This is a genomic window from Sphingobium sp. SA916 (genome assembly GCF_002894065.1).
GTDB classification, from domain to species: Bacteria; Pseudomonadota; Alphaproteobacteria; order Sphingomonadales; family Sphingomonadaceae; genus Sphingobium; species Sphingobium fuliginis.
On sequence record NZ_LXYF01000042.1, the window covers coordinates 24,016 to 48,386 of the forward strand.

The window sequence follows — 24,371 nt, forward strand, 5'->3', positions numbered from 1 at the left end:
GTTCGACCGTTACGAATGCAAGGGAAGGGGTCGGGTTTCCGGCCCCTTTTCCTTTTCGGGCAGATGAACCCCCGGCAGGCAGGCGCGCGGATCAGGCGGAGCTGGAAATCCGGATCAGCCGGAAGCAAAAGCGCTAACCGCGGCCGCCGACATCCGCCAGACGCGCCGTGGCGATCTGCTGGATCTGGAGGACATCCTTGCGGGCCTCCAGGAAGCGGCGGGGATTGATGGCATTGCCGTTCACCCGCACCTCGAAATGAAGATGCGGCCCCGTGGAGCGGCCCGTCGATCCCATCCGCGCAATGGCGTCGCCGCGCGCCACCTGCTGGCCGACCCGCGCGCTGAAGCCCGAAAGATGGGCATATCGGGTCAGGATGCCATTGCCATGGGTGACCTCGACCACATTGCCATAGCCGCTGCGCTGGCCCACGAAGCTGACCTTGCCCGATGCGGCCGCCAGGATCGGCTGGCCCATGCTGCCGGGAAAATCCAGACCCGCGTGAAAGGCCGCATGGCCGTTGAACGGATCGCTCCGATAGCCATAGCTGCTGCTCAGCATCGGCGTCGCCGTGGGCTTGCCTGAGGGGATGGCGAGCAGGCTCCCTTCCAGAAATTCCATGCGGGACAGCGCCTGGGCGAGCTTTTCGAACTCGTCCGGCAGGACGTCCTGCCCTTCCCATGGCACGAAGGGGCCGCCCTGCGCGCGGGCCGCCGTGCGGGCGAGGCTGTCGGGATTGAGGCCGAAGCTGCGGATCGCGGCGGCGGCCTTGTCGGCACGATGCCGGACGGCGTCGGTCAGCAGGGCGGCAAAACGGCGCTGCCGCGCGTCGATCCGGAACAACGGCGCCGCTTCGGGCGCGACGCTGATCTTGGTGTCGAGCTTGGACGTGCCGTTCCTGGTTCCGCTGTCGGCCTTGCCGACCACATCGCCGGCCGGGGCCGCGCCCTCCTGACCGAAATGCGTGCGGTAGAGGTCGTCCATGAAATCCTGGCGTTCCTGCAACTCCTGCGCGAGCTGGTCGACCGACTTGCGGTAGCGCTCGACCTGGCTGGCGCTGTGAGCAACGGCCTTGTCACGGGCGGCGAGGGCGGCGCGCTCCTGCTCGATCTCCGCGTTGTTGGCGGCCATGGACAGGGATAGCCCAAGCCCACCGATCAAGGCGGAAGAGAGCAGGCCGACCGTGGCGAGCTGCGCCCTGCGCGAAATCCGGATGAACTTCACCTGGCCGCCGGAGCGCAGGAAAATCTCCCGTTCCGGACACAGCTTCGAACACCGGGCGGTCATGCCGGCCCAGAGGGCGGCTGCCCCCATCTTGCTCCATTGCGACAATTGCGACCCCGCATGCTTTTTTAGTGAACGGGGCGCTAACAAAAGGAATCGAGTCGCGCGAATCCGGGGGAACGGAGTCGTGACGAGTCGAAAGATGAACGGGGTGAAACGTGGAACCGGGCAAAGGGTTCCGGTCCCCCGCGAAATTTTTGCCGGCGCTCTCCGCCCTTCGCAAACCGGCCTCGTCGGACTCTGCTGCGCCGGATAGAAAGGCGTCATCTCCTGCCGTCCCGCCACGTCGGATCGGGACGGAGCGGATCGTCGGGCCTGTTCTTGACCGGTGGCCGCCACATGGCTATAGGCGCGCCTGCCCAAAGGCCGGAATGGACGGATTCGTTCGCGCCGAACCCCGGTCCTCAGGGCATCAGAGCTGAACATTGCCGGTGCTCTTGCGGCTCCGGGCGGGTTTCCGCCGGAGCCTTTGCTGTTTGGAGGCGATTCGTTTTCCAGGCCGCAAGGAACGCGGGAATGCATGCGGTAAAGTAACTGAAAAAGGTGAAGGGCTTCATGCCAACGATCAACCAGCTGGTCCGCAAGGGCCGCGAACTGCAGAAGACCAAGTCGAAGGTCCCTGCAATGGAAGCGAACCCGCAGAAGCGCGGCGTTTGCACCCGTGTTTACACGACGACCCCGAAGAAGCCGAACTCGGCTCTCCGCAAGGTGGCGAAGGTGCGCCTGGTCAACCAGCGCGAAGTCATCACCTACATTCCGGGTGAAGGCCACAACCTTCAGGAGCACAGCGTCGTGCTGATCCGCGGCGGCCGCGTGCGCGACCTTCCCGGTGTGCGCTATCACGTGCTGCGCGGCGTTCTGGATACCCAGGGCGTCAAGGACCGCAAGCAGAGCCGTTCGAAGTACGGCGCCAAGCGTCCGAAGTAAGGGGAGACCAGTAATATGTCACGTCGTCGTCGCCCCGAAAAGCGCGTCATCCTGCCCGATCCCAAATTCGGTGATGTCGTGCTGTCGAAGTTCATGAACAGCATCATGCAGGACGGCAAGAAGGCCGTCGCCGAGTCCATCGTGTACGGCGCTCTCGACACTGTCGAGGCGAAGTCCAAGAAGGACCCGATCGCCATGTTCCATGACGCGCTGAACAATGTGAAGCCCGGCATCGAGGTCCGCAGCCGCCGCGTCGGTGGTGCGACCTACCAGGTCCCCGTCGAAGTGCGCCCGGAGCGCGCCCAGGCGCTGGCGATCCGCTGGCTGATCACCGCGTCGCGCAACCGCAGCGAAACCACCATGGCCGCCCGCCTGTCGGGTGAACTGCTGGACGCCGCCAACAACCGCGGCAATGCCGTCAAGAAGCGCGAAGACACGCACCGCATGGCGGAAGCGAACCGCGCCTTCTCGCACTATCGCTGGTAATTCGGCGCTGGAAAAAGGCGAAGCGGGCGCCCATATCGTCCGCTTCCTCTCATGGTTTCGAAAAATCGGTCCGTTCGCCACGGGTGGCTACCCATGGCGGACGGATTGGTTTAGGGGCCACGCGCAGATTTAACGAATCCCCAACCGCCGGCGCGCCGGCAACGGAGAAGCATCATGGCCCGCAGCCATCCGCTCGAACGCTATCGCAATTTCGGTATCATGGCGCATATCGACGCCGGCAAGACCACCACGACCGAGCGTATCCTTTACTATACCGGCAAGTCCTACAAGATCGGCGAAGTCCATGACGGCGCCGCCACCATGGACTGGATGGAGCAGGAGCAGGAGCGTGGGATCACCATCACGTCGGCTGCGACGACCTGCTTCTGGAACGATCATCGCCTGAACATCATCGACACCCCCGGCCACGTCGACTTCACCATCGAAGTCGAGCGTTCGCTGCGCGTGCTCGATGGCGCGGTCGCCGCGTTCGACGGCGTCGCAGGCGTTGAGCCGCAGTCGGAAACCGTGTGGCGCCAGGCGGACAAGTACAAGGTTCCGCGGATGTGCTTCATCAACAAGCTCGACCGCACCGGCGCCAACTTCTATTATTGCGTGCAGACGATCATCGACCGTCTGGGCGCCACCCCGGCCGTCCTCTATCTGCCCATCGGTGCGGAATCGGACTTCAAGGGCCTGGTCGACCTGGTCGAGAACCGCGCCATCATCTGGAAGGATGAGAATCTGGGCGCCGAGTTCACCTATGAGGAGATTCCGGCCGACCTCGCCGACAAGGCCGCCGAATATCGCGAGAAGCTGATCGAGCTCGCCGTCGAACAGGACGACGATGCGATGGAAGCCTATCTGGAAGGCAATCTGCCCGACGTCGCCACGCTCAAGAAGCTGATCCGCAAGGGCACGCTGGGCCATGCCTTCGTGCCGGTGCTGTGCGGTTCGGCGTTCAAGAACAAGGGCGTCCAGCCGCTGCTCGACGCGGTGGTCGACTATCTGCCCTCGCCGCTCGACATTCCCGACGTTCAGGGCATCAACCCCGACACCGACGAGCCCGACAGCCGCAAGACGGCCGACGACGCGCCCTTCTCGGGTCTGGCGTTCAAGATCATGAACGACCCGTTCGTGGGTTCGCTCACCTTCCTGCGCGTCTATTCGGGCACGCTGACCAAGGGCAGCTATCTGAACTCGGTCAAGGACAAGAAGGAAAAGATCGGCCGCATGCTCCTCATGCACGCCAACTCGCGTGAGGACATCGACACCGCCTATGCCGGCGACATCGTCGCCCTGGCGGGCCTCAAGGAAACCACCACCGGCGATACGCTGTGCGCCGAGCGCCAGCCGATCATCCTGGAGCGGATGGAATTCCCCGAGCCGGTGATCGAGCTGTCGGTCGAACCCAAGACCAAGGCCGACCAGGAAAAGATGGGCATCGCGCTCAACCGCCTGGCCGCCGAGGATCCGTCCTTCCGCGTCTCGACCGACCACGAATCGGGCCAGACCATCATCAAGGGCATGGGCGAACTGCACCTCGAAATCCTCGTCGACCGCATGAAGCGCGAGTTCAAGGTCGAGGCCAATGTCGGCGCGCCGCAGGTCGCCTATCGCGAATATCTCGCGAAGAAGGTCGACATCGACTACACCCACAAGAAGCAGTCGGGCGGCTCGGGCCAGTTCGGCCGCGTCAAGGTCACCGTCATCCCCGGCGAGCGCGGTTCGGGCTACCAGTTCTTCGACGAGATCAAGGGCGGCAACATCCCGCGCGAATATATCCCGTCGGTGGAAAAGGGCTTCCGCGAGACGGCCGAGACCGGTCATCTCATCGGCTTCCCGATCATCGACTTCGAAGTCCATCTGACGGACGGCGCCTATCACGACGTCGACTCGTCGGCCCTGGCCTTCGAAATCTGCGCCCGCGGCGCCATGCGCGAGGCGGCCGCCAAGTCGGGCATCAAGCTGCTTGAACCGATCATGAAGGTCGAGGTCGTGACCCCGGAGGAATATCTGGGCGACGTCATCGGCGACATGAACAGCCGCCGCGGCCAGATCCAGGGCACCGACAGCCGCGGCAACGCGCAGGTGGTCGAGGCGATGGTCCCGCTGGCCAACATGTTCGGCTATGTGAACCAGCTTCGCTCGTTCACCCAGGGGCGCGCGAACTACTCGATGATCTTCTCGCACTATGACGAAGTGCCGCAGAATGTGGCGGACGAGGTCAAGGCGAAGATGGCCTGATGAATTTCCCGGGCCGGGCCGCGCAAGCGGCTCGGTTTTGGGCTGGCATTCTCTAAATTTGCTGCTATGGACGCGCCTTCGCGAGGCGCGGCCGAGCGGTCAGACCAAAGCTGATTTGATTAGAAGGTAGGATAAAATGGCTAAGGCTAAGTTTGAGCGGAACAAGCCGCACTGCAACATCGGCACCATCGGTCACGTCGACCATGGCAAGACCTCGCTGACCGCGGCGATCACCAAGGTGCTCGCTGAAACCGGCGGCGCGACCTTCGTCGACTATGCCAATATCGACAAGGCGCCCGAAGAGCGCGAGCGCGGCATCACCATCTCGACCGCCCACGTCGAATATGAGACCGAAGCCCGTCACTACGCGCACGTCGACTGCCCGGGTCACGCCGACTACGTCAAGAACATGATCACCGGCGCGGCCCAGATGGACGGCGCGATCCTCGTCGTTTCGGCCACCGACGGCCCGATGCCGCAGACCCGCGAGCACATCCTGCTCGCCCGCCAGGTCGGCGTGCCGCAGCTCGTCGTGTTCATGAACAAGGTTGACCTCGTCGACGATCCGGAAATCCTGGAACTGGTCGAGCTGGAAATCCGCGAACTGCTGTCGTCCTACGACTTCGACGGCGACAACATCCCCGTCATCCCCGGTTCGGCCGTCAAGGCTCTGGACGGTTCGAACGACGAAATCGGCAAGAACGCCGTTCTGAAGCTGATGGCCGCTGTCGACTCGTTCATCCCGCAGCCGGAGCGTCCGGTCGATCGTCCGTTCCTGATGCCGATCGAAGACGTGTTCTCCATCTCGGGTCGCGGCACCGTCGTGACCGGCCGCGTCGAGACCGGCATCGTCAAGGTTGGCGAGGAAGTCGAGATCGTCGGTCTGAAGGATACCCGCAAGACCACCGTGACCGGCGTCGAAATGTTCCGCAAGCTGCTCGATCAGGGTGAGGCCGGCGACAACATCGGCGCGCTGATCCGTGGCGTGGGCCGTGAAGAAGTCGAGCGCGGTCAGGTTCTGGCCAAGCCCGGCACCATCACCCCGCACACCGAGTTCGACGCGGAAGTCTACGTCCTGTCGAAGGAAGAAGGCGGTCGTCACACTCCGTTCTTCGCCAACTATCGTCCGCAGTTCTACTTCCGCACCACCGACGTGACCGGCGAAGTGATCCTGCCCGAGGGTACCGAGATGGTCATGCCCGGCGATAACGTGAAGCTCGGCGTGAAGCTGATCGCCCCGATCGCGATGGACGCGGGTCTCCGCTTCGCCATCCGCGAAGGCGGCCGCACCGTCGGCGCAGGGGTTGTCGGCACGATCTCGAAGTAATATAGGACCGCAGCGGCGCGAATCGCCTGATTCGCGCCGCTGAGTTTTTTACCGCCCCGGATCGCCTTTCTCCGGCTCCAGTCGAGCTAGAAGGGCAAGGAACGGGGCGGATATTTTTTGGTTGGCGCATTTTCATAAATCATCGGCTGCTCCGGCTGATTTCTGAAAATGCTCCGGGTTTTGGCTCTTTCGCATCGGTACAGGAACAATGGACAGCAACATCCGCATTCGCCTCAAGGCGTTCGATCATCGCGTGCTCGATCAGGCGACCGGCGACATCGCCGACACCGCCCGCCGCACCGGCGCCCTTATCCGCGGTCCGATTCCCCTTCCGACGCGCATCGAAAAGTTCACGGTCAACCGTGGCCCGCACATCGACAAGAAGTCGCGCGAGCAGTTCGAGGTCCGCACCTACAAGCGCATGCTTGACATTGTGCAGCCGACGCCGCAGACGGTCGACGCGCTGATGAAGCTGGATTTGGCTGCCGGCGTGAACGTCGAGATCAAGCTGGCCTGAAGCCGGCAAGTCCCTGCCAACCCGCAAGGTGGGCAGGGTATCGGGCATTCCGCTGGCCGGAAGCTCAAAAGACACAGGGATACCGCACGGCCTCTCCGGTGAACCGGAAAGGGCTCGTGGTCCTGGTCCCCCGTCGCTGGTCCCGAATAGGGGTCGGCATCCAACCCGGACGGGGTGATCTATATTGGGGTTGGGCCGCGAGGGAGAAATCCTGAGCGGTTTTTTCGTTGGATACGCCCGCTGCTAAGGCGGGCCTCTATGGGAGTAATCGGTGATGCGCACAGGCGTGATCGCTAAGAAAGTCGGGATGACCCGTCTGTTCCAGGAGGACGGACGTCATATTCCGGTTACGGTTCTGGCCCTTGAAGGCAATCAGGTCGTGGCCCGCAAGGAAACAGATCGCGACGGCTATGTCGCGGTTCAGCTCGGTGCGGGCGTCGCGAAGGTCAAGAATGTCGCCAAGCCGCAGCGCGGCCACTTCGCCAAGGCGGAAGTGGAGCCGAAAGCGCGCCTGGTCGAATTCCGCGTTGCCGAGGATGCGCTCCTCGATGTCGGCGCCGAGATCGCGGCCGACCACTTCATCGCCGGCCAGCTGGTCGACGTTGCCGGCCACACCCAGGGTAAGGGTTTCGCCGGCGCCATGAAGCGCTGGGGCTTCGGCGGTATGCGCGCCACCCACGGCGTCTCGATCAGCCACCGTGCCCATGGTTCGACCGGTAACCGTCAGGACCCGGGCCGCGTCTTCAAGAACAAGAAGATGGCCGGTCACATGGGTGACCGCGAGCGCACCCAGCAGAATCTCGAAATCGTCCGCACGGACGTCGAGCGCGGCCTGCTGTTCGTCAAGGGCAGCGTCCCCGGCGCCAAGGGCACCTGGCTGACCGTCTGCGACGCCGTCAAGGTCAAGCGTCCAGCCGACGCGCCCTATCCGGCGAGCCTGAAGCAGGCTGCCAACAGCAACAACGCTCCGGCCGAAACGCCCGCTGAAGAAGCGGCCGCTCCCGAAGCGACCGAAGGCCAGGAGGGCTAATCATGAAGGTCAAGGTACAGACCCTCGATGCCGCAGCCGCCGGTGAAGTGGAACTGAACGATGCCGTGTTCGGCGTCGAACCCCGCACCGACATTCTGCACCGCGTCGTCACCTGGCAGCTCGAAAAGCGTCGCGCTCCGGCCCGCGCCACCCGCGAGCGTTCGGACGTTGCCCGCACCGGCAAGAAGTTCGGCCGTCAGAAGGGCGGCGGCACCGCCCGTCACGGCGACCGCAAGGCGCCCGTGTTCATCGGCGGTGGTAAGGCGCACGGCGCCCGCGCCCGCACCTTCGGCCACGACCTCAACAAGAAGGTTCGTGCGCTCGGCCTGAAAATGGCCCTGTCGTCGAAGGCCAAGGACGGATCGCTGATCGTTCTCGACAATCTCGACGTGGCGGAAGGCAAGACCAAGGCGCTGGTCGCGCACCTCGCCAAGCTGAACCTCAACAAGGCTCTGTTCATCGACGGCGACGCGGTGAACGTCAGCTTCGCGAAGGCTTCGGCGAACATCATCGGCGTGGACCTGCTGCCCGCCGTCGGCGCCAACGTCTACGACATCCTGAAGGCCGATTCGCTGGTGCTGACCCGCGCCGCGGTCGAAAAGCTGGAGGCCCGTTTCAATGGCTAAGAAAGAAGCCGCGACCGTCGACAACCGTCATTATGACGTCGTTGTCGCGCCGGTCATCACCGAGAAGTCGACCCTTCTCTCCGAGAACAACGCCGTGGTCTTCAAGGTCGCCAACGATGCGTCGAAGCCGGAGATCAAGGCCGCCGTCGAAGCCATTTGGGGCGTGACGGTCAAGAGCGTGAACACGCTGGTCGCCAAGGGCAAGACCAAGAAGTGGAAGGGCAAGCCCTATACGCGCTCGGACGTCAAGAAGGCGATCGTTCGCCTGGCCGATGGCCAGTCGATCGACATCACCGAAGGAGTGCGCTGACCATGGCGCTTAAGAGCTACAACCCGACCAGCCCCGCCCAGCGCGGCCTGATCCTCGTCGACCGCAGCGCGCTGCACAAGGGCAAGCCCGTCAAGGCGCTGACCGAAGGCAAGCGTAAGACCGGCGGCCGCAACAACAAGGGTCATGTGACCTCGCGCGGCATCGCCGGCGGTCACAAGCAGCGCTACCGCATCATCGACTTCAAGCGTCGCCTGTGGGACGTCGAGGGCACGGTCGAGCGTCTGGAATATGACCCCAACCGCACCGCCTTCATCGCGCTGGTCAACTATCCCGACGGCACCCAGGCCTATATCCTGGCGCCGCAGCGTCTGGCTCCCGGCGACAAGGTCGTCGCGGGCAAGAAGACCGACGTGAAGCCGGGCAATGCGATGGAACTCGGCCAGATGCCGGTCGGCACCATCATCCACAATATCGAGATGAAGCCCGGCAAGGGCGGTCAGCTCTGCCGTTCGGCGGGCACCTACGCCCAGCTCGTCGGCCGCGATCGTGGCATGGTGATGGTCCGCCTGTCCTCGGGCGAGCAGCGCTACATCCGTTCGGACTGCATGGGCACCGTCGGTGCCGTGTCGAACCCGGACAACGCCAACACCAATCTCGCCAAGGCCGGTCGCAACCGCTGGCTCGGCAAGCGTCCGCTGACGCGCGGTGTGGCGAAGAACCCGGTCGACCACCCGCATGGCGGTGGTGAAGGCCGGACCTCGGGCGGCCGTCATCCGGTCACGCCCTGGGGCAAGCCGACCAAGGGTGCGCGCACCCGCCACAACAAGGCGACGGACAAGTTCATCATCCGTAGCCGCCACGCGAAGAAGAAGAGGTAAGCGAGATGGCTCGTTCCGTCTGGAAAGGTCCGTTCGTGGACCTCAGCCTTCTGAAGAAGGCGGAAGTGGCGCAGGACGCCGGTGGCCGTTCGGGTCCGATCAAGACCTGGTCGCGCCGTTCCACCATCCTGCCGCAGTTCGTCGGCCTGACGTTCAACGTCTATAACGGCCGCAAGCATGTGCCGGTCTCGGTGAACGAGGACATGGTGGGTCACAAGCTGGGCGAATTCGCCCCGACCCGCTACTTCCCCGGCCACGCCGCCGACAAGAAGGGCAAGCGCTAATGAGCAAGGAAAAGGCTCCCCGTCGCGTCGCCGACAATGAGGCGCTGGCCGTCGGCACGCAGATCCGTGGTTCGGCCCAGAAGCTGAACCTGGTCGCCACGCTCATCCGCGGCCGCAAGGTCGAGGACGCGCTGAACATCCTCGCCTTCTCGAAGAAGGCGATGGCGGTCGACGTGCGCAAGGTGCTGGCTTCGGCCATCGCCAATGCGGAAAACAATCATAATCTGGACGTCGACTCGCTGGTCGTCGCGGAAGCATCGGTGGGCAAGAGCTTCACCATGAAGCGCTTCCACGCTCGCGGCCGCGGCAAGTCGACCCGGATCCTGAAGCCCTTCAGCCGCGTGCGCATCGTCGTTCGCGAAGCAGCTGAAGAAGCGGAGGCGTAAGAGACATGGGTCACAAGAGCAATCCGATCGGTCTGCGTCTGCAGATCAACCGTACCTGGGACAGCCGCTGGTTCGCGGAAGGCGCCGACTATGGCCGCCTGCTGCTGGAGGATCTGAAGATCCGCCAGTATATCATGAAGAACCTGCCGCAGGCCGCGATCTCCAAGGTCGTGATAGAGCGTCCCGCCAAGCTGTGCCGCGTGTCGATCTACGCTGCCCGCCCCGGTGTCATCATCGGCAAGAAGGGCGCGGACATTGAGAAGCTGCGCAAGAAGCTGGGCAGCCTGACCTCTTCGGACGTCAGCCTGAACATCGTCGAGATTCGCAAGCCGGAAATCGACTCCAAGCTCGTCGCGCAGGGCATTGCCGACCAGCTGGAGCGCCGCGTGGCGTTCCGCCGTGCCATGAAGCGCGCGGTGCAGAGCGCCCTGCGTCTGGGCGCCGAAGGCATCAAGATCACCTGCGGCGGCCGTCTGGGCGGCGCGGAGATCGCCCGCGTGGAATGGTATCGCGAAGGCCGCGTTCCGCTGCACACGCTGCGCGCGAACGTCGACTATGCCGAAGCCGAAGCGCACACCGCTTATGGCGTTTGCGGCATCAAGGTCTGGATCTTCAAGGGCGAAATCCTTGGTCACGATCCGATGGCTACCGACCGGCTGATGCTGGAGGCTCAGACCTCCGGCGTGCGCCCGGCGCGCTGAAGATAAGGTAGGTATAGCGTCATGCTGCAACCGAAGAAAATGAAGTTCCGCAAGACCTTCAAGGGCCGGATCAAGGGCGACGCCAAGGGCGGTTCGGCCCTGAACTTCGGCGCTTACGGTCTGAAGGCTCTGGAACCCGAGCGCGTCACCGCCCGCCAGATCGAGGCGGCCCGCCGCGCGATCCAGCGTCACCTTCGCCGTCAGGGCCGTCTGTGGATCCGCGTGTTCCCCGACGTGCCGGTGTCGAAGAAGCCCGCCGAAGTCCGTCAGGGCAAGGGCAAGGGTTCGGTCGAATATTGGGCGGCCCGCGTCAAGCCCGGCCGCATCCTGTTCGAACTGGACGGCGTTCCCGGCCCGCTCGCAGCAGAGGCCTTCTCGCGCGCCGCGATGAAGCTGCCCATCAAGACCAAGGTCGTTGCCCGCCTCGGCGACACCTCGCACCTGGAGGGCTAAGCCGTGGCGAACGTTGCCGACCTCAAGACCAAGACGGACGACGAACTGTCGACCGAACTCAACAACCTGAAGCGCGAGCAGTTCAACCTGCGCTTCCAGGCGGCCACCAACCAGCTGGAAAAGCCCAGCCGCGTGCGTGAAGTCCGCCGGTCGATCGCGCAGATCAAGACCCTTCAGTCCGAGCGTTCGCGCTCGGCTGCGAAGTAAGAAGGAAATCACACGATGCCCAAGCGCGTGCTGACGGGAACGGTGGTTTCCGACAAGACCGACAAGACGGTGGTGGTTCGCGTGGAGCGCAAGGTTAAGCATGCGCTCTACGGCAAGATCATCCGCCGTTCGAAGAAGTACCATGCCCATGACGAGGGCAATGTCTACAAGGAAGGCGAAACGGTCCGCATAGAGGAGACCGCTCCGATTTCCAAGCTCAAGACCTGGAAGGTCATCGAGCGCGTGGACACCCACAAGTCGCCGGAAACGGCGGCCTGAGGGAGGCTCGCTGAGCCTTTGAAGAAAAGTGTCGCGCGGGGCTGGCCTTTTCCGCCTGGAAAGGGTACAGGCCCGCGCTTCGCGTAGAGTCAGATGGCTCCTCAAAGGAGAGTCAGATGGTTCGCCAAGGGCTCTAGTGCAGTGAAATTCGGAACCGCCGGGAATTGTCCCGGTAGGCCAAATAAGAAGGAACCGGATCCATGATCCAGATGCAATCCAATCTTGACGTCGCTGACAACAGCGGCGCCAAGCGCGTCCAGTGCATCAAGGTGCTGGGCGGCTCGAAGCGTCGCTTCGCGAGCGTGGGCGACATCATCGTCGTCTCGATCAAGGAAGCTGCGCCTCGTGGCAAGGTGAAGAAGGGTGACGTGCACCGCGCCGTCATCGTGCGCACCGCCAAGGACGTGCGCCGCGCTGACGGCAGCGTGATTCGCTTCGACGGCAATGCCGCCGTGCTGATCAACAAGAACGAGGAGCCGATCGGCACCCGTATCTTTGGCCCGGTCGTTCGCGAACTGCGCGCCAAGAAGCACATGAAGATCATCTCGCTCGCCCCCGAGGTGCTGTAATGAGCGCTGCCAAGATCAAGAAGGGCGACAAGGTCGTCATCCTGGCCGGCAAGGACAAGGGCCGCACCGGCGCCGTCCTGCAGGTGCTGCCGAAGGAGGACAAGGTCCTCGTCGAAGGCATCAACGTGCATGCGCGTCACCGCAAGCCCGACCAGGCGAACCCGCAGGGCGGCATCGAGCGCAAGCCCGCGCCGCTCCACATTTCGAACGTCGCTGTCGCCGACAAGGATGGCAAGCCGACCCGCGTCCGCTTCGAGGATCGCGACGGCAAGAAGGTCCGTGTCGCCGTCAAGTCCGGTGAGGTGCTGTAATGAGCGACAAGTACATCCCGCGCTCGAAGGCGCTCTATGACGCCGAAATCGCCAAGGCGATGACCGAGAAGTTCGGTTACAAGAACGTCATGGAAGTGCCGAAGATCGAGAAGATCACGCTCAACATGGGCGTTGGCGAAGCCACGCAGGACAAGAAGAAGGTCACTTCGGCCGCCGAGGAAATGGAACTGATCGCCGGCCAGAAGCCGGTCATCACCAAGGCTCGCAAGTCGATCGCGCAGTTCAAGCTGCGTGAAGGCATGCCGATCGGCGCCAAGGTCACGCTGCGCCGCGAGCGCATGTATGAGTTCCTTGATCGCCTGATCAACATCGCTCTGCCCCGCGTGCGCGACTTCCGCGGTCTCAACCCGAAGAGCTTCGACGGCCGCGGCAACTATGCCTTCGGCATCAAAGAGCAGATCATCTTCCCCGAGATCAACTATGACCGCATCGACAAGGTGCGCGGCATGGACATCATCGTGACCACCACGGCGAAGACGGACGAGGAAGCGCGCGAACTGCTGCGTCTCTTCGGCTTCCCCTTCCCGCTCGAAGAGAAGCAGGCGGCCTGAAAAGGTCCCGCTTCTCTTTCCAACCGTTAGGCTAAGAAAGAGAACTTAAGTCATGGCGAAACTGAGTTCGATCAACAAGAATGAGCGCCGCAAGAAGCTGGTGAAGAAATATGCCGGCCGCTATGCGAAGCTCAAGGCGATCGCAGCCGATACCGCGCTCGACGACACGGAGCGTCTGATCGCGCGTCTGAAGATGGCGGAAATCCCCCGCAACGGCAACCCGACCCGCGTGCGCAATCGCTGCGAGCTGACGGGCCGTCCCCGGGCCTATTACCGCAAATTCCGTCTCTGCCGCGTGCAGTTGCGTGATCTGGCCAACAAGGGCCTGATCCCCGGCGTCACCAAGTCGAGCTGGTAAGGATCATTTGAGATGGCATTGACCGATCCCCTGGGTGATATGCTCACCCGCATCCGCAACGGGCAGCAGGCGAAGAAGGACAGCGTTGTGTCCCCCGCTTCGAAGCTCCGCGCCCGCGTGCTCGACGTGCTGCAGCGCGAAGGCTATATCCGCGGCTATTCCGAGGAACTGCTCGGCAAGCATGCCGGCCTGCGCATCGAGCTGAAATATTTCGAGGGCCAGCCGGCGATCAAGCATGTCGCCCGCGTGTCCAAGCCCGGCCGCCGCGTCTATTCGGGTTCCAAGGAACTTCCCGTCGTGCGCAACGGCCTTGGCATCACCATTGTCTCGACGCCCAAGGGCGTTCTGTCCGACGCCGAAGCGCGCGAGCAGAATGTCGGCGGCGAAGTGCTGGCGGAGGTGTTCTGATGAGCCGTACTGGTAAGAAGCCGGTTGCCGTCCCCGCGGGCGTCACCGCCGCTATCGCCGACGGCCAGCTTTCGGTGAAGGGCCCCAAGGGCACCCTGTCGCTGCCGCTGGCCGACGAAGTCACCTACAGCATCGAGGAAGGCTCGATCGCGGTGAAGCCTGCCAATGACAGCAAGCGCGCCCGCGCTTTCTGGGGCATGCAGCGCACGCTGATCCAGAACCTGATCACCGGCGTGACGGAGGGCTTCTCGAAGAAGCTGCTGATCACCGGTGTCGGCTACCGCGCCAATGCCCAGGGCAAGACCCTGAAGCTGCAGCTCGGCTATTCGCATGACGTCGACTTCGCGGTGCCCGAAGGCATCGAGATCAAGACCCCGGACAACACCACGGTCGAGATCAGCGGCATCGACAAGCAGCAGGTGGGTCAGGTTGCCGCCGAGATCCGCCGCTGGCGCAAGCCCGAACCCTATAAGGGCAAGGGCATCAAGTACGCCGGCGAGTTCATCTTCCGCAAGGAAGGGAAGAAGAAGTAAGATGGCAAAGCTTTCCCTCTTCGCGCGGCGTCGCCGCCGCGTCCGCACCGCGCTCAAGGCTGTTTCGGGCACCCGTCCGCGCCTCAGCGTCCACCGTTCGGGCCGTCACATCTATGCCCAGATCATCGACGATGCGCAGGGCAAGACCCTGGCCGCCGCGTCGACCCTGGACAAGGATGTCCGCGGCAATACCGGCGCCACCGCCGATGCCGCTGCGGATGTCGGCAAGCGCGTTGCCGCTGCGGCGACCGCCGCCGGCGTCACCCGGGTCGTCTTCGACCGTGGTGGCTTCCTGTTCCATGGCCGCGTCAAAGCGCTGGCCGATGCGGCCCGTGAAGCCGGGCTGGAGTTCTGATCATGGCTGACGAAAACGATATCCAGGCCCAGCCGGGCGCACCCGCGGCCGTTGAAGGCGGCGAGCAGACCGAAGGCCGGGGTCCCGGTCGGGGCCGTGGCCGTGGCGGCGACCGCAACCGTGGCGAGCGTGGCGGCCGTGGCCGTCGCGACGACCGTCGCGGCAATCGTGACGAGGAACAGGGTGAGGAGCTGATCGAGAAGCTGGTTCACATCAACCGCGTCTCGAAGACGGTGAAGGGCGGCAAGCGCTTCGGTTTCGCCGCTCTGGTCGTCGTTGGTGACGGCAAGGGCCGTGCGGGCTTCGGCCATGGCAAGGCGCGCGAAGTGCCCGAAGCCATCAGCAAGGCGACCGCTTCGGCGAAGAAGGCGATGGTCCGCGTTCCGCTGAAGGAAGGCCGCACCCTGCACCATGACGGCAAGGGCCATTTCGGCGCCGGCAAGGTGACCGTGCGTTCGGCGCCTGCCGGTACGGGCATCATCGCGGGCGGTCCGATGCGCGCCGTGTTCGAAAGCCTCGGCGTCGCTGACGTCGTGACCAAGTCGAACGGCACGTCGAACCCCTACAACATGATCCGGGCGACCTTCGAGGCGCTGGGTGAACAGGTCAGCCCCAAGGCGGTGGCGCAGCGTCGCGGCAAGAAGGTTGCCGACCTGCTCCGTCGCGGCGGCGCCTCGGCCGAAGTCGCCCAGGCGGACGCCGAAGCGATTGCGGAGTAAGACATCATGGCGAAGATCAAGATCAAGCAGATCGGCTCACCGATCCGCCGTCCCGAAGCCCAGAAGAAGATTCTGATCGGCCTCGGCCTTGGCAAGATGCACCGCGTGGTGGAGCTGGAAGACACTGCGGAAGTCCGCGGCGCCATCGCGAAGCTGCCCCATATGGTGGCGGTGGTCGACTAAACCGTCATCCCGGCGCAAGCCGGGATCGCAAACCGCTGGGCGCTTCTTCCAACGGGATGTGCCCAGCCTCACGAGGCCCCGGCATTCGCCGGGGCTCCGGCCCGGTCCTGGTGGATCGGGCCTTCGCGCGAACATAGCGAAAGCGAGTGCAGATTATGACCAAGCTTAACGAACTCAATGACAATGCCGGCGCCCGCAAGGGCCGGATGCGCGTCGGCCGTGGTATCGGCTCGGGCAAGGGCAAGACCGCCGGTCGCGGTCAGAAGGGTGCGAAGGCGCGTTCGGGCGTCAGCATCAACGGCTTCGAAGGCGGCCAGATGCCGCTCCACATGCGTCTGCCGAAGCGCGGCTTCAACAACATCTTCGCCAAGGATTACGCGATCGTGAACCTGGGCGCGGTGCAGAAGGCGATCGACGCCGGCAAGCTGGATGCCAATGCGACCATCGACCACGCGGCGCTGAAGGCGGCCGCCCTGGCCCGTGGCGGCAAGGATGGCGTGCGTCTGCTCGGCAAGGGCGAGCTGACGGCCAAGGTCAACCTGCTCGTCGCCGGCGCGTCGAAGGGCGCTGTCGAAGCCGTCGAAAAGGCTGGCGGCAAGGTCGAAGTGATCGCCGTCGTTCCCGCCGCTGAAAAGGCCGCCGCCAAGAAGGGCAGCGCCAAGGCCGCGAAGAAGGCGTGAATTAAGCCGTAAGGCTTGCAAGCATGGCCCCGCTGCCCGATATGGGTGAGCGGGGCCACGTGTTTTGGGGACTCCGGAACCCTCGCCGTCCGTATCGAGTGGAGGCTGAGCCTGTCGACAGGCGCAAGGCCATTCGGAATGGACGGGGTGCAATTCCCGGTTCGACAGCGCCCCATCGCCCCGCTAAGGGGTTAGCGATTCCGCTCCGGGCTTTCCAAATCCCGGCAAGATGTTTTGAAGGGCAGCCAAGATGGCATCGAGAGCCGACCAGCTCGCATCCAATCTCAGCCTGGCGAAGTTCAGCCAGGCGACCGACCTCAAGAAGCGCCTGTGGTTCACCTTGGGCGCGCTGATCGTTTTCCGCTTCCTGAGCTTCGTGCCGCTGCCGGGCGTCGATCCGACCGCGCTGTCGCAGCTTTACAAGCAGACCAATGGCGGCATCCTCGACATCTTCAACACCTTCTCGGGCGGGTCGCTGTCGCGCATGAGCCTGATCGCGCTCGGTGTGATGCCCTACATCACCGCCTCGATCGTGGTACAGCTCGCCGCCTCCCTCTCGCCGCAACTCGCGGCGATCAAGAAGGAAGGCGAAAGCGGCCGCAAGAAGCTGAACCAATATACCCGCTACGGCACGGTGGGCCTGACCGCCGTCCAGGGCTATTTCATCGCCGTGGGGCTGGAAAGCTTCGGCGCCCAGTCCGGCGTGCAGGCGGTGGTCGATCCGGGCTATCTGTTCCGCGTCGCGGCGGTGATCTCGCTGATCGGCGGCACCATGTTCCTGATGTGGCTGGGTGAGCAGATCACCTCGCGCGGCATCGGCAACGGCGTCTCGCTCATCATCATGGCGGGCATCGTCGCGCAATTGCCGGTGACGCTCAGCAACCTGTTCAAGTCGAGCAGCACGGGCGCGATTTCCGGCCTGGTCATTTTCCTGGTGATCGTTCTGGGCTTCGGCCTCATCGCTTTCATCTGCTTCATGGAGCGGGCGCAGCGCCGGGTGCTGATCCAATATCCCAAGCGCCAGACGCGCCAGGGCCTGATGCAGGCCGACCGCAGCCATCTGCCGCTGAAGGTCAACACGGCGGGCGTGATCCCGCCGATCTTCGCCAGCTCGCTGCTGCTGATGCCGCTCACCGTCTCTCAGTTCGCCGGCCAGACCGTGGCGGGCGAGAGCAGGCTGGGCGATTTCGTGCTGACGCTGAACCAGTATCTGTCGCACGGCAGCCCGGTCTATATGGCGCTCTACGGTCTCGGCATTGTCTTCTTCTGCTTCTTCTACACCGCCGTGGTGTTCAATCCGGAAGAGACGGCCGACAATCTGAAGCGCAATGGCGGCTTCATTCCCGGCATCCGTCCGGGCAAGAACACCGAAAATTATCTCGACTATGTGCTCACCCGGATCACGGTGATCGGTGCGGCCTATCTGGCCTTCATCTGCCTGGTGCCGGAATTCGTGATCGCCCGGGCGGGCATTCCCTTCTACCTTGGTGGGACTAGCCTGTTGATCGTCGTCAATGTTACGGTCGACACCGTGACGCAGATCCAGAGCCACCTGCTCGCCCATCAATATGGGGATCTGATCAAGAAGGCGAAGCTGAAAGGGCGTCTGCGCTAAGCGGCGCGGAACGGTAAAAAGCGCGAAGAACAGGGGAGAATGCGCGACATGAATATCATTCTGCTCGGCCCTCCGGGCGCCGGCAAGGGAACGCAGGCGACGCGCCTGGTGGACAGCCGGGCCATGGTGCAACTCTCGACCGGCGACATGCTGCGCGCGGCGGTGAAGGCCGGGACGCCCATCGGCCTCAAGGCCAAGGCGGTGATGGAGGCCGGCGAACTGGTGTCGGACGAGATCGTCTCCGGCATCATCGGGGAGGCGCTGGATGCCCTGGCGCCCGAAACCGGCGTGATCTTCGACGGCTATCCGCGGACCGAGGCGCAGGCCCATTCGCTGGACGGCATATTGGCCGACCGCAACCGCACCCTAGACCATGTGATCGAACTGGAAGTGAACGAGGATGCCCTGGTAGAGCGCATCACCGGCCGCTTCACCTGCGCGACCTGCGGCGAGGGCTATCACGACAGCTTCAAGCAGCCCAAGGTCGAGGGCGAGTGCGACAAGTGCCATGGGCACGAGTTCAAGCGCCGTCCCGACGACAATGAGGAAACCGTCCGCACCCGCATGGCCGAATATCGCGCCAAGACCGCGCCGATCCTGCCGATCTACGAAGCGCGCGGCATCGTCTCGCGGGTCGACGGCATGGCCGATATGGACGATGTGACGGTCGCGATTGCCGCCATATTGGACGGCAAGGGCGCCTGACACCTCTCCGTTCGCGCCAGTTTGCCGCATTCGGCCGCTCGGCAAATGCGGCAATCGGCATTAGGCTACCCTCCTGATCAGGGAAGGGAAGGCGCGATGGGAAAGCATCGGATATGGATATGGGCTGGCGTGACGATGGCTGCGCCGGTCCATTCTGCCGTCACCGGCAGCAGCGATCATGGCTTCGCCGTGGAGAACAGCGTCCACATCTCCGCCGACGCGGCCACCGTCTATCGGCTGTTGGGGCAGCCGGGGCGCTGGTGGAACGGGCAGCATACATATAGCGGCGACGCCGCCAATCTCAGCCTTGATCCCGTAGCCGGCGGCTGCTTTTGCGAGAAGGTGCCGGGGAAGGACGGCAGACCAGGCAGCGTCGAGCATGGCCGCGTGATCCAGGCGCAGCCCGACAGGCAGTTGCGCCTGTCCGGAGCGCTGGGCCCGTTGCAGGCGGAGGCGGTGACCGGCACGCTCACCTTCGACATTGCGCCCGACGGCGAGGGCGCGCGCGTCGGGATGAGCTATGTCGTCGGCGGCTATCTCCGCACCGGTGCGGCGGGCATCGCTCCGATCGTCGACAGGGTGCTGGCCGAACAGTTGCAGGGGCTGAAACGCGCCGCGGAAGCAGGCGGGCAATAGCTTTCCACCCCGGTTGCGCCGCTGACGCGCAATGCCATGCCAGCCGATAGGCCGACGGGCGCGCAACGGGCCTCGTCGCGCCACCGCCGCTTTTTTCCGGAAATGCTGCCGGGCTGCGCGTTAACCACGATATTAACGGTATGATTGCTGTTCTGTTGCTATGGCGGACTCATGACGGGGCCGCGCCCTTCCACCCGCCGCCTGACGGAATTGGACGCCTTGCGGGGGCTGGGCGCGCTGTGCGTGCTCGTCTTCCACTATTCGACGCGCTTCCATGAGCTGTTCCCCCAGGCGGCCCATGTGCCCTTCCGCTTTCTGGGCGGCAATTACCGGGTGCTGCTGTTCTTCGCCATCTCCGGCTTCGCGATCTTCTTCACGCTCGATCGCATCCGCACCACCGCCGATTTCCTGATCAACCGCTTCGCCCGGCTCTATCCCGCCTATCTGGTCGCCATGCTGCTGACGCTGGGCGTCGAATATCTGGCCCATGTCTCGCAACTGCTGATCGGGCCGGGGGCGATCCTGGCCAATGTCACCATGCTGCAGGGCTTCGCCTTCCTGCCGGAGGTCGACGGCGCCTATTGGACGCTGACGGTAGAGATCGCCTTCTATGTCTGCATGCTGTCGATCTGGAAGTGGACGGGCCTCAGGCGGCTGGAACCCGTACTGCTCGCCTGGCTGGCCCTGCGCTGGCTCTATGCGCTGTGGCCGGGCATGCCGGAGCGGATCGTGATGCTGCTGGTGCTGCGCTACGTGCCCTTCTTCATCATCGGCATATTGTCCTATCGCGTCTGGGCAGGGCAGCGGAGCTGGCGGCAACAGGCGCCCTATGCCGCGCTTGCGCTGCTGTCGATCGCGACGATCGACAGCCCGGACATCATGCTGGCCGGCCTCCTGCTGCTCGCCGCCTTCGCAGCGCTGACCGCCGGGCGGCTGCACTTCCTCAGCCTTCGTCCGCTCGTCTGGATGGGCGGTATCAGCTATTCCTTCTACCTCATCCACCAGCATGTCGGTTTCGTCGTGATGCTCAAGATGGCGGAGGCGGGATATAGCCCCTGGGCGGGATTTGCGGCGGCGTTCGCCGTGGCGCTGGCGCTGGGCACGCTGATCAACCGGCTGGTCGAACGGCCCGCTGGCGAGGCGATATTGGGCTGGTGGCGCCGTCGCCGGGACCGTGCCGCGCCGCGCGAGACGGCCCCGAGCCGGGCCTGAGGCGATTCGGAAGCGCTGCTCGATCCCTAAGGCCTAATCCGCAAAGGGAAACATGGACCACCAGGGCTGCTTCTCCCGCAGCACTCGGGCAAAGCTTTCCCGCGCCTCCAACCGTTCCAGATAGGCGCGCAGCCCCGGAAAGCCCCCGCGCATCGGCTCGATCTTGTCGGCATAGAACAGCGCCGGGGCCGCCGCGCAATCGGCCAAGGTGAAATCGTCGCCCGCCGCCCAGCGCCGCCCCGCCATCCGCGCCTCCAGCAACGCATAGGCCTTGCCCAGCATTCGCCGCGCTTCCCCGACGCCATGGGAATCGCGGGCCACGCCCTCGGGCCGGATCTTGTCCGCGACGATCGCCTGCATCGGCGTCATCACATAGAGGTCGAACAGCCGGTCCATCAGCCGCACCTCCAGCGCCGCGTCGGCATCCTCGGGAATCGGCCGGAAGGGTCCGGGATGATGCCGTCCCAGATATTCGACGATGATGCTGGTTTCCGCGACCGTCCTGTCCCGTGCCTCGTCCCGCAGCACGGGGAACTTCCCCAGCGGCCACAGCGCCAGCCACGCCTCCGCCACGGCCGGATCGTCCAGCATGCGCGCCTCGAAAGCCGTGCCGTTCTCGTAAAGGGCGATCAGCACCTTCCAGCTGCAGGAGGAGAGGGGGTGGTAATAGAGAATCATGTCGGCTCCTCTCGTCGGCCATGGGTTCGTGCCATTCCGTTCCCCTGTCTTGTCATCCATCCGTCACGAAGCGCCAAGGGCGGAATCGCCCGGTCCGGAGAATTGCGTGGCAAGCCAAATTTATTTTCCGCGCCAAATTGTCCCTCTTGCCTTTTGCAAAGCCAAGGAAAGTCCGTGCGTCGCTGCGCTGCGCCGTGCCGGACCGTCGATGAAATGAGTCTCCGCGTCGATGAACCGAGTCCCCGAACTGTCATTTACCCCCTTGAAAGGAAATGAAGCTGTGGCACTATCCCTTGTATCGGGTTAACGGGGGTTACCCAACAGATTGTGATCGCACCAACCGGGCCGGTTCCCGGAGGGAGGCTGTTTTTGCCCTTGCGATCGCGTCTGCTGGCCCCATCTCCGTGCCTGACCGGGTCGATAATGCTACATTCGTTCGGCCCGGCCGGCAGCGGCTTGACCGAATCGAACGAAACAGGAACATTCGGGGAGCTGGTCATGGATTTTCGAGACAGCGAACAGGTGAGTGCAAGCGACGTGGCAACCGTGATTGACGAAGTGGTCGAAACCGTGGCGGACAAGAAGAAGGCTCCCGCTCCTTCGGACCAGGCGCCAGCCCCCAAGGCCGATCCCACGCCGGGCTCGTCAACCGTGCTGGAACGCCGTTTCCATGTCGTGACCGACGCCAGCCGCGACGCGCTGCTGACCGATTTCGGCAAGGACACGCTGCAGGACCGCTATCTGCTGCCCGGCGAGAGCTATCAGGACCTGTTCGCCCGCGTCGCCGCCGCCTATGCCGACGACGCCGACCATGCCCAGCGCGTTTACGACTATATCTCGCGCCTCTGGTTCATGCCCGCGACGCCTGTGCTGTCGAACGGCGGCACCGGACGCGGCCTGCCCATCAGCTGCTATCTGAACAGCGTCGACGACAGCCTGGAAGGCATCGTCAACACCTGGAACGAAAATGTCTGGCTCGCCAGCCGGGGCGGCGGCATCGGCACCTATTGGGGCAATGTGCGCGGCATCGGGGAGCCGGTGGGCCTCAACGGCAAGACCAGCGGCATCATCCCCTTCGTCCGCGTGATGGACTCGCTGACCCTCGCGATCAGCCAGGGCAGCCTGCGCCGCGGCTCGGCCGCCTGCTATCTCGACATCTCCCATCCGGAGATCGAGGAATTCCTGGAAATCCGCAAGACGTCGGGCGACTTCAACCGCAAGGCGCTGAACCTGCACCATGGCGTCCTGCTGACCGACGAGTTCATGGAGGCGGTGCGCGACGGCAAGGACTTCGCCCTGCGCAGCCCCAAGGACCAGTCGGTGCGCGGCAGCGTCAACGCCCGCGCCCTGTTCCAGAAACTGGTGGAGGTCCGCCTCGCCACCGGCGAACCCTATATCGTCTTCAACGACACCGTGAACCGCACGATGCCCAAGCATCACCGCGATCTGGGGCTCAAGGTGTCGACCTCCAACCTCTGCTCCGAAATCACTTTGCCGACGGGTCGCGACCATATCGGCAATGACCGCACGGCCGTCTGCTGTCTTTCCTCCCTCAATCTCGAAACCTGGGATGAGTGGAAGGACGACAGGCAGTTTGTCGAGGATGTCATGCGTTTCCTCGACAATGTGCTGCAGGACTATATCGACCGCGCGCCGCCGGAAATGGCGCGGGCGAAATATAGTGCGAGCCGTGAACGGTCGGTGGGCCTGGGGGTGATGGGGTTCCACTCCTTCCTCCAGGCCCGGGGACTTCCCTTCGAAGGCGCGATGGCGAAAAGCTGGAACCTGCGCATCTTCAAGCACATCAACGAGAAGGTGAACGAAGCCTCGATGCAGCTCGCGGTTGAGCGGGGCCCGTGCCCGGACGCCGCCGACATGGGCGTGATGGAGCGCTTCTCCTGCAAGATGGCGATCGCGCCCACCGCGTCGATCAGCATCATCTGCGGCGGCGCGTCGGCCTGCATCGAACCGATCCCGGCGAACATCTACACCCACAAGACGCTGTCGGGCAGCTTCGCGGTCAAGAACCCCTATCTCGAAAAGCTGCTGGTCGAAAAGGCGAAGGACTCGACGGCTGTCTGGAATTCGATCCTGGAAAAGGGCGGCAGCGTCCAGCATCTCGACTTCCTGACCCAGGAGGAAAAGGATGTGTTCAAGACCAGCTTCGAGATCGACCAGCGCTGGCTGCTCGAACTGGCCGCAGACCGCACGCCCTATATCGACCAGGCGCAGTCGCTGAACCTGTTCATCCCGGCTGATGTGGAGAAATGGGACCTGCTGATGCTCCACTACCGGGCGTGGGAACTGGGCATCAAGTCGCTCTATTATCTCCGCTCGAAATCGGTCCAGCGCGCCGGCTTCGCGGGCGGGGTGGAAGCGGACAACACCATCGACGCCCCCAAATTCGAAATCGGCGAGACCACCGACTATGACGAGTGCCTCGCCTGCCAGTGATCCAAGAATCTCCTCTCCCCTTGTGGGAGAGGAAGGGGCCCGCGCGGCAAAGCCGCGTGGGAAGGTGAGGGGTAAGACCCCAAACCCGACGATCGCCCGCGCAAGAGAACTCCGCCGCAACGCAACCGACGCCGAGAAACGCCTCTGGACTCTCCTCCGCGAAAAGTTGTCGAGCGCCAAGTTCCGCCGCCAGGTTCCCATCGGCCCCTATTTTGCTGATTTCGCCTCTCATGCCGCCCGCCTGGTCGTCGAACTGGATGGCGGCCAACATGAAGAAGCGGCAGATGCGCCCCGCACGGCCTTCCTCGAACGGGAAGGCTATCGCGTGATCCGCTTCTGGAACCATGACGTGATGCAGAATCTGGAAGGCGTGCTGGCAACCATCGCCGCCTTCATCCCTCACCCTCCCATCGCTGACGCGATGGGCCCCTCCCTCTCCCACAAGGGGAGAGGGTCTGGTATAAGTTTCGCGGAGTAAAAAC

The 24,371-nt window shown here is 63.9% G+C and carries 33 protein-coding genes; 31 read left to right on the plus strand and 2 right to left on the minus strand.

Features of this window, described 5'->3' with window-relative positions; all coding sequences use genetic code 11:
• Positions 1-133: 133 nt before the first annotated feature.
• Positions 134-1,312: a M23 family metallopeptidase gene (locus tag A8G00_RS13610; RefSeq protein WP_103000929.1), complete on the minus strand. Its 1,179-nt coding sequence runs from the start codon at positions 1,310-1,312 to the stop codon at positions 134-136.
• A 525-nt stretch (positions 1,313-1,837) separates the two neighbouring features.
• On the opposite strand from A8G00_RS13610, the gene rpsL reads away from it, so the two are divergent.
• From rpsL to A8G00_RS13755, 29 genes are all read left to right on the plus strand, one after another.
• Positions 1,838-2,209, plus strand: coding sequence for a 30S ribosomal protein S12 (gene rpsL / locus A8G00_RS13615; protein WP_007686591.1), 372 nt, complete (start codon positions 1,838-1,840; stop codon positions 2,207-2,209).
• Positions 2,210-2,224: 15 nt separating this feature from the next.
• The gene (rpsG, locus tag A8G00_RS13620) at positions 2,225-2,695 is read left to right on the plus strand and encodes a 30S ribosomal protein S7 (RefSeq protein WP_007686590.1); all 471 of its coding nucleotides are present in this window, start codon (positions 2,225-2,227) and stop codon (positions 2,693-2,695) included.
• A gap of 174 nt (positions 2,696-2,869) precedes the next feature.
• The gene (gene fusA / locus A8G00_RS13625; protein WP_044661334.1) at positions 2,870-4,942 is read left to right on the plus strand and encodes an elongation factor G; all 2,073 of its coding nucleotides are present in this window, start codon (positions 2,870-2,872) and stop codon (positions 4,940-4,942) included.
• A 136-nt stretch (positions 4,943-5,078) separates the two neighbouring features.
• Positions 5,079-6,269: an elongation factor Tu gene (gene tuf / locus A8G00_RS13630; protein ID WP_025547259.1), complete on the plus strand. Its 1,191-nt coding sequence runs from the start codon at positions 5,079-5,081 to the stop codon at positions 6,267-6,269.
• 208 nt (positions 6,270-6,477) lie between these two features.
• Positions 6,478-6,786 (plus strand): 30S ribosomal protein S10, encoded by a 309-nt coding sequence (gene rpsJ / locus A8G00_RS13635; RefSeq protein ID WP_007686587.1) that lies wholly within the window; start codon positions 6,478-6,480, stop codon positions 6,784-6,786.
• Positions 6,787-7,060: 274 nt separating this feature from the next.
• Positions 7,061-7,816, plus strand: a complete 756-nt coding sequence (gene rplC, locus A8G00_RS13640; protein ID WP_025547262.1) for a 50S ribosomal protein L3 — start codon at positions 7,061-7,063, stop codon at positions 7,814-7,816.
• Positions 7,817-7,818: 2 nt separating this feature from the next.
• Positions 7,819-8,442, plus strand: a complete 624-nt coding sequence (gene rplD / locus A8G00_RS13645) for a 50S ribosomal protein L4 (RefSeq protein ID WP_007686583.1) — start codon at positions 7,819-7,821, stop codon at positions 8,440-8,442.
• Entirely contained in the window at positions 8,435-8,752 is a 318-nt protein-coding gene (locus tag A8G00_RS13650; protein ID WP_007686581.1) for a 50S ribosomal protein L23, read from the plus strand. The genes rplD and A8G00_RS13650 overlap by 8 nt, the downstream gene beginning before the upstream one ends.
• A 2-nt stretch (positions 8,753-8,754) precedes the next feature.
• Positions 8,755-9,591, plus strand: coding sequence for a 50S ribosomal protein L2 (gene rplB, locus A8G00_RS13655; protein WP_007686579.1), 837 nt, complete (start codon positions 8,755-8,757; stop codon positions 9,589-9,591).
• Positions 9,592-9,596: 5 nt separating this feature from the next.
• Positions 9,597-9,875 (plus strand): 30S ribosomal protein S19, encoded by a 279-nt coding sequence (rpsS, locus tag A8G00_RS13660; RefSeq protein WP_007686576.1) that lies wholly within the window; start codon positions 9,597-9,599, stop codon positions 9,873-9,875.
• Positions 9,875-10,261 carry a 50S ribosomal protein L22 gene (gene rplV, locus A8G00_RS13665; RefSeq protein WP_025547267.1) on the plus strand — a complete coding sequence of 129 codons (387 nt, stop codon included), beginning with the start codon at positions 9,875-9,877 and terminating at the stop codon, positions 10,259-10,261. Before rpsS ends, rplV begins: the two co-directional genes overlap by 1 nt.
• Positions 10,262-10,266: 5 nt before the next feature.
• A complete protein-coding gene (gene rpsC / locus A8G00_RS13670; protein WP_021239758.1) occupies positions 10,267-10,962 on the plus strand; it encodes a 30S ribosomal protein S3 in 696 nt (231 codons plus the stop codon).
• Between the two features lie 21 nt (positions 10,963-10,983).
• Positions 10,984-11,415 (plus strand): 50S ribosomal protein L16, encoded by a 432-nt coding sequence (rplP, locus tag A8G00_RS13675; RefSeq protein WP_007686573.1) that lies wholly within the window; start codon positions 10,984-10,986, stop codon positions 11,413-11,415.
• Positions 11,416-11,418: 3 nt separating this feature from the next.
• Entirely contained in the window at positions 11,419-11,622 is a 204-nt protein-coding gene (gene rpmC / locus A8G00_RS13680) for a 50S ribosomal protein L29 (protein WP_013847759.1), read from the plus strand.
• Positions 11,623-11,637: 15 nt separating this feature from the next.
• A complete protein-coding gene (gene rpsQ, locus A8G00_RS13685) occupies positions 11,638-11,901 on the plus strand; it encodes a 30S ribosomal protein S17 (RefSeq protein ID WP_006960320.1) in 264 nt (87 codons plus the stop codon).
• A 200-nt stretch (positions 11,902-12,101) separates the two neighbouring features.
• A complete protein-coding gene (gene rplN / locus A8G00_RS13690) occupies positions 12,102-12,470 on the plus strand; it encodes a 50S ribosomal protein L14 (RefSeq protein WP_007686569.1) in 369 nt (122 codons plus the stop codon).
• The gene (gene rplX / locus A8G00_RS13695; RefSeq protein ID WP_025547274.1) at positions 12,470-12,781 is read left to right on the plus strand and encodes a 50S ribosomal protein L24; all 312 of its coding nucleotides are present in this window, start codon (positions 12,470-12,472) and stop codon (positions 12,779-12,781) included. The genes rplN and rplX overlap by 1 nt, the downstream gene beginning before the upstream one ends.
• Complete coding sequence (gene rplE, locus A8G00_RS13700) at positions 12,781-13,353, plus strand: 50S ribosomal protein L5 (RefSeq protein WP_037481563.1); 573 nt, start codon at positions 12,781-12,783, stop codon at positions 13,351-13,353. Before rplX ends, rplE begins: the two co-directional genes overlap by 1 nt.
• 52 nt (positions 13,354-13,405) lie before the next feature.
• A complete protein-coding gene (gene rpsN, locus A8G00_RS13705; protein WP_025547277.1) occupies positions 13,406-13,711 on the plus strand; it encodes a 30S ribosomal protein S14 in 306 nt (101 codons plus the stop codon).
• A gap of 12 nt (positions 13,712-13,723) precedes the next feature.
• A complete protein-coding gene (gene rpsH / locus A8G00_RS13710) occupies positions 13,724-14,119 on the plus strand; it encodes a 30S ribosomal protein S8 (protein ID WP_025547278.1) in 396 nt (131 codons plus the stop codon).
• Positions 14,119-14,652 carry a 50S ribosomal protein L6 gene (gene rplF / locus A8G00_RS13715; RefSeq protein WP_025547280.1) on the plus strand — a complete coding sequence of 178 codons (534 nt, stop codon included), beginning with the start codon at positions 14,119-14,121 and terminating at the stop codon, positions 14,650-14,652. Before rpsH ends, rplF begins: the two co-directional genes overlap by 1 nt.
• 1 nt (position 14,653) lies before the next feature.
• Positions 14,654-15,007 carry a 50S ribosomal protein L18 gene (rplR, locus tag A8G00_RS13720; protein ID WP_025547282.1) on the plus strand — a complete coding sequence of 118 codons (354 nt, stop codon included), beginning with the start codon at positions 14,654-14,656 and terminating at the stop codon, positions 15,005-15,007.
• Positions 15,008-15,009: 2 nt separating this feature from the next.
• On the plus strand, positions 15,010-15,726 hold the full coding sequence (gene rpsE, locus A8G00_RS13725; protein WP_044661335.1) for a 30S ribosomal protein S5: 717 nt from the start codon (positions 15,010-15,012) through the stop codon (positions 15,724-15,726).
• Between the two features lie 6 nt (positions 15,727-15,732).
• The gene (rpmD, locus tag A8G00_RS13730) at positions 15,733-15,909 is read left to right on the plus strand and encodes a 50S ribosomal protein L30 (protein ID WP_013847753.1); all 177 of its coding nucleotides are present in this window, start codon (positions 15,733-15,735) and stop codon (positions 15,907-15,909) included.
• 155 nt (positions 15,910-16,064) lie between these two features.
• Positions 16,065-16,589 carry a 50S ribosomal protein L15 gene (gene rplO, locus A8G00_RS13735; protein ID WP_025547286.1) on the plus strand — a complete coding sequence of 175 codons (525 nt, stop codon included), beginning with the start codon at positions 16,065-16,067 and terminating at the stop codon, positions 16,587-16,589.
• 250 nt (positions 16,590-16,839) lie between these two features.
• Positions 16,840-18,204 carry a preprotein translocase subunit SecY gene (gene secY, locus A8G00_RS13740; protein WP_013847751.1) on the plus strand — a complete coding sequence of 455 codons (1,365 nt, stop codon included), beginning with the start codon at positions 16,840-16,842 and terminating at the stop codon, positions 18,202-18,204.
• 48 nt (positions 18,205-18,252) lie between these two features.
• Entirely contained in the window at positions 18,253-18,909 is a 657-nt protein-coding gene (locus A8G00_RS13745) for an adenylate kinase (protein ID WP_025547288.1), read from the plus strand.
• A 96-nt stretch (positions 18,910-19,005) separates the two neighbouring features.
• Positions 19,006-19,545: an SRPBCC family protein gene (locus tag A8G00_RS13750; RefSeq protein ID WP_103000930.1), complete on the plus strand. Its 540-nt coding sequence runs from the start codon at positions 19,006-19,008 to the stop codon at positions 19,543-19,545.
• Between the two features lie 171 nt (positions 19,546-19,716).
• A complete protein-coding gene (locus A8G00_RS13755; RefSeq protein ID WP_103000931.1) occupies positions 19,717-20,757 on the plus strand; it encodes an acyltransferase in 1,041 nt (346 codons plus the stop codon).
• Positions 20,758-20,790: 33 nt separating this feature from the next.
• On the opposite strand, the gene A8G00_RS13760 is transcribed toward A8G00_RS13755, so the two are convergent.
• A complete protein-coding gene (locus A8G00_RS13760; RefSeq protein WP_048576433.1) occupies positions 20,791-21,435 on the minus strand; it encodes a glutathione S-transferase family protein in 645 nt (214 codons plus the stop codon).
• Between the two features lie 498 nt (positions 21,436-21,933).
• Here A8G00_RS13760 and A8G00_RS13765 point away from each other — a divergent pair, with 498 nt between their 5' ends.
• Positions 21,934-23,889 (plus strand): ribonucleoside-diphosphate reductase subunit alpha, encoded by a 1,956-nt coding sequence (locus tag A8G00_RS13765; protein ID WP_025547294.1) that lies wholly within the window; start codon positions 21,934-21,936, stop codon positions 23,887-23,889.
• Between the two features lie 22 nt (positions 23,890-23,911).
• Positions 23,912-24,367 carry an endonuclease domain-containing protein gene (locus tag A8G00_RS13770; RefSeq protein WP_103000932.1) on the plus strand — a complete coding sequence of 152 codons (456 nt, stop codon included), beginning with the start codon at positions 23,912-23,914 and terminating at the stop codon, positions 24,365-24,367.
• Positions 24,368-24,371: the final 4 nt, after the last annotated feature.

Excerpts from the sequence above, each read along its gene's own strand:
- rplF (WP_025547280.1), top strand. The coding sequence starts at position 14,119 with ATGAGCCGTACTGGTAAGAAGCCGGTTGCCGTCCCCGCGGGCGTCACC.
- rplR (WP_025547282.1), top strand. The coding sequence starts at position 14,654 with ATGGCAAAGCTTTCCCTCTTCGCGCGGCGTCGCCGCCGCGTCCGCACC.
- A8G00_RS13650 (WP_007686581.1), top strand. The coding sequence starts at position 8,435 with ATGGCTAAGAAAGAAGCCGCGACCGTCGACAACCGTCATTATGACGTC.
- rpsH (WP_025547278.1), top strand. The coding sequence starts at position 13,724 with ATGGCATTGACCGATCCCCTGGGTGATATGCTCACCCGCATCCGCAAC.
- rpsL (WP_007686591.1), top strand. The coding sequence starts at position 1,838 with ATGCCAACGATCAACCAGCTGGTCCGCAAGGGCCGCGAACTGCAGAAG.
- rpsG (WP_007686590.1), top strand. The coding sequence starts at position 2,225 with ATGTCACGTCGTCGTCGCCCCGAAAAGCGCGTCATCCTGCCCGATCCC.
- rplX (WP_025547274.1), top strand. The coding sequence starts at position 12,470 with ATGAGCGCTGCCAAGATCAAGAAGGGCGACAAGGTCGTCATCCTGGCC.
- tuf (WP_025547259.1), top strand. The coding sequence starts at position 5,079 with ATGGCTAAGGCTAAGTTTGAGCGGAACAAGCCGCACTGCAACATCGGC.
- A8G00_RS13745 (WP_025547288.1), top strand. The coding sequence starts at position 18,253 with ATGAATATCATTCTGCTCGGCCCTCCGGGCGCCGGCAAGGGAACGCAG.
- rpsC (WP_021239758.1), top strand. The coding sequence starts at position 10,267 with ATGGGTCACAAGAGCAATCCGATCGGTCTGCGTCTGCAGATCAACCGT.
- A8G00_RS13765 (WP_025547294.1), top strand. The coding sequence starts at position 21,934 with ATGGATTTTCGAGACAGCGAACAGGTGAGTGCAAGCGACGTGGCAACC.
- rpsE (WP_044661335.1), top strand. The coding sequence starts at position 15,010 with ATGGCTGACGAAAACGATATCCAGGCCCAGCCGGGCGCACCCGCGGCC.
- rpmD (WP_013847753.1), top strand. The coding sequence starts at position 15,733 with ATGGCGAAGATCAAGATCAAGCAGATCGGCTCACCGATCCGCCGTCCC.
- rplP (WP_007686573.1), top strand. The coding sequence starts at position 10,984 with ATGCTGCAACCGAAGAAAATGAAGTTCCGCAAGACCTTCAAGGGCCGG.
- A8G00_RS13750 (WP_103000930.1), top strand. The coding sequence starts at position 19,006 with ATGGGAAAGCATCGGATATGGATATGGGCTGGCGTGACGATGGCTGCG.
- rplD (WP_007686583.1), top strand. The coding sequence starts at position 7,819 with ATGAAGGTCAAGGTACAGACCCTCGATGCCGCAGCCGCCGGTGAAGTG.
- rplN (WP_007686569.1), top strand. The coding sequence starts at position 12,102 with ATGATCCAGATGCAATCCAATCTTGACGTCGCTGACAACAGCGGCGCC.
- rplV (WP_025547267.1), top strand. The coding sequence starts at position 9,875 with ATGAGCAAGGAAAAGGCTCCCCGTCGCGTCGCCGACAATGAGGCGCTG.
- rplO (WP_025547286.1), top strand. The coding sequence starts at position 16,065 with ATGACCAAGCTTAACGAACTCAATGACAATGCCGGCGCCCGCAAGGGC.
- A8G00_RS13610 (WP_103000929.1), bottom strand. The coding sequence starts at position 1,312 with ATGGGGGCAGCCGCCCTCTGGGCCGGCATGACCGCCCGGTGTTCGAAG.
- rpsS (WP_007686576.1), top strand. The coding sequence starts at position 9,597 with ATGGCTCGTTCCGTCTGGAAAGGTCCGTTCGTGGACCTCAGCCTTCTG.
- rplE (WP_037481563.1), top strand. The coding sequence starts at position 12,781 with ATGAGCGACAAGTACATCCCGCGCTCGAAGGCGCTCTATGACGCCGAA.
- rpsN (WP_025547277.1), top strand. The coding sequence starts at position 13,406 with ATGGCGAAACTGAGTTCGATCAACAAGAATGAGCGCCGCAAGAAGCTG.
- rpsJ (WP_007686587.1), top strand. The coding sequence starts at position 6,478 with ATGGACAGCAACATCCGCATTCGCCTCAAGGCGTTCGATCATCGCGTG.
- rplC (WP_025547262.1), top strand. The coding sequence starts at position 7,061 with ATGCGCACAGGCGTGATCGCTAAGAAAGTCGGGATGACCCGTCTGTTC.
- secY (WP_013847751.1), top strand. The coding sequence starts at position 16,840 with ATGGCATCGAGAGCCGACCAGCTCGCATCCAATCTCAGCCTGGCGAAG.
- rplB (WP_007686579.1), top strand. The coding sequence starts at position 8,755 with ATGGCGCTTAAGAGCTACAACCCGACCAGCCCCGCCCAGCGCGGCCTG.
- A8G00_RS13755 (WP_103000931.1), top strand. The coding sequence starts at position 19,717 with ATGACGGGGCCGCGCCCTTCCACCCGCCGCCTGACGGAATTGGACGCC.
- rpsQ (WP_006960320.1), top strand. The coding sequence starts at position 11,638 with ATGCCCAAGCGCGTGCTGACGGGAACGGTGGTTTCCGACAAGACCGAC.
- A8G00_RS13760 (WP_048576433.1), bottom strand. The coding sequence starts at position 21,435 with ATGATTCTCTATTACCACCCCCTCTCCTCCTGCAGCTGGAAGGTGCTG.
- fusA (WP_044661334.1), top strand. The coding sequence starts at position 2,870 with ATGGCCCGCAGCCATCCGCTCGAACGCTATCGCAATTTCGGTATCATG.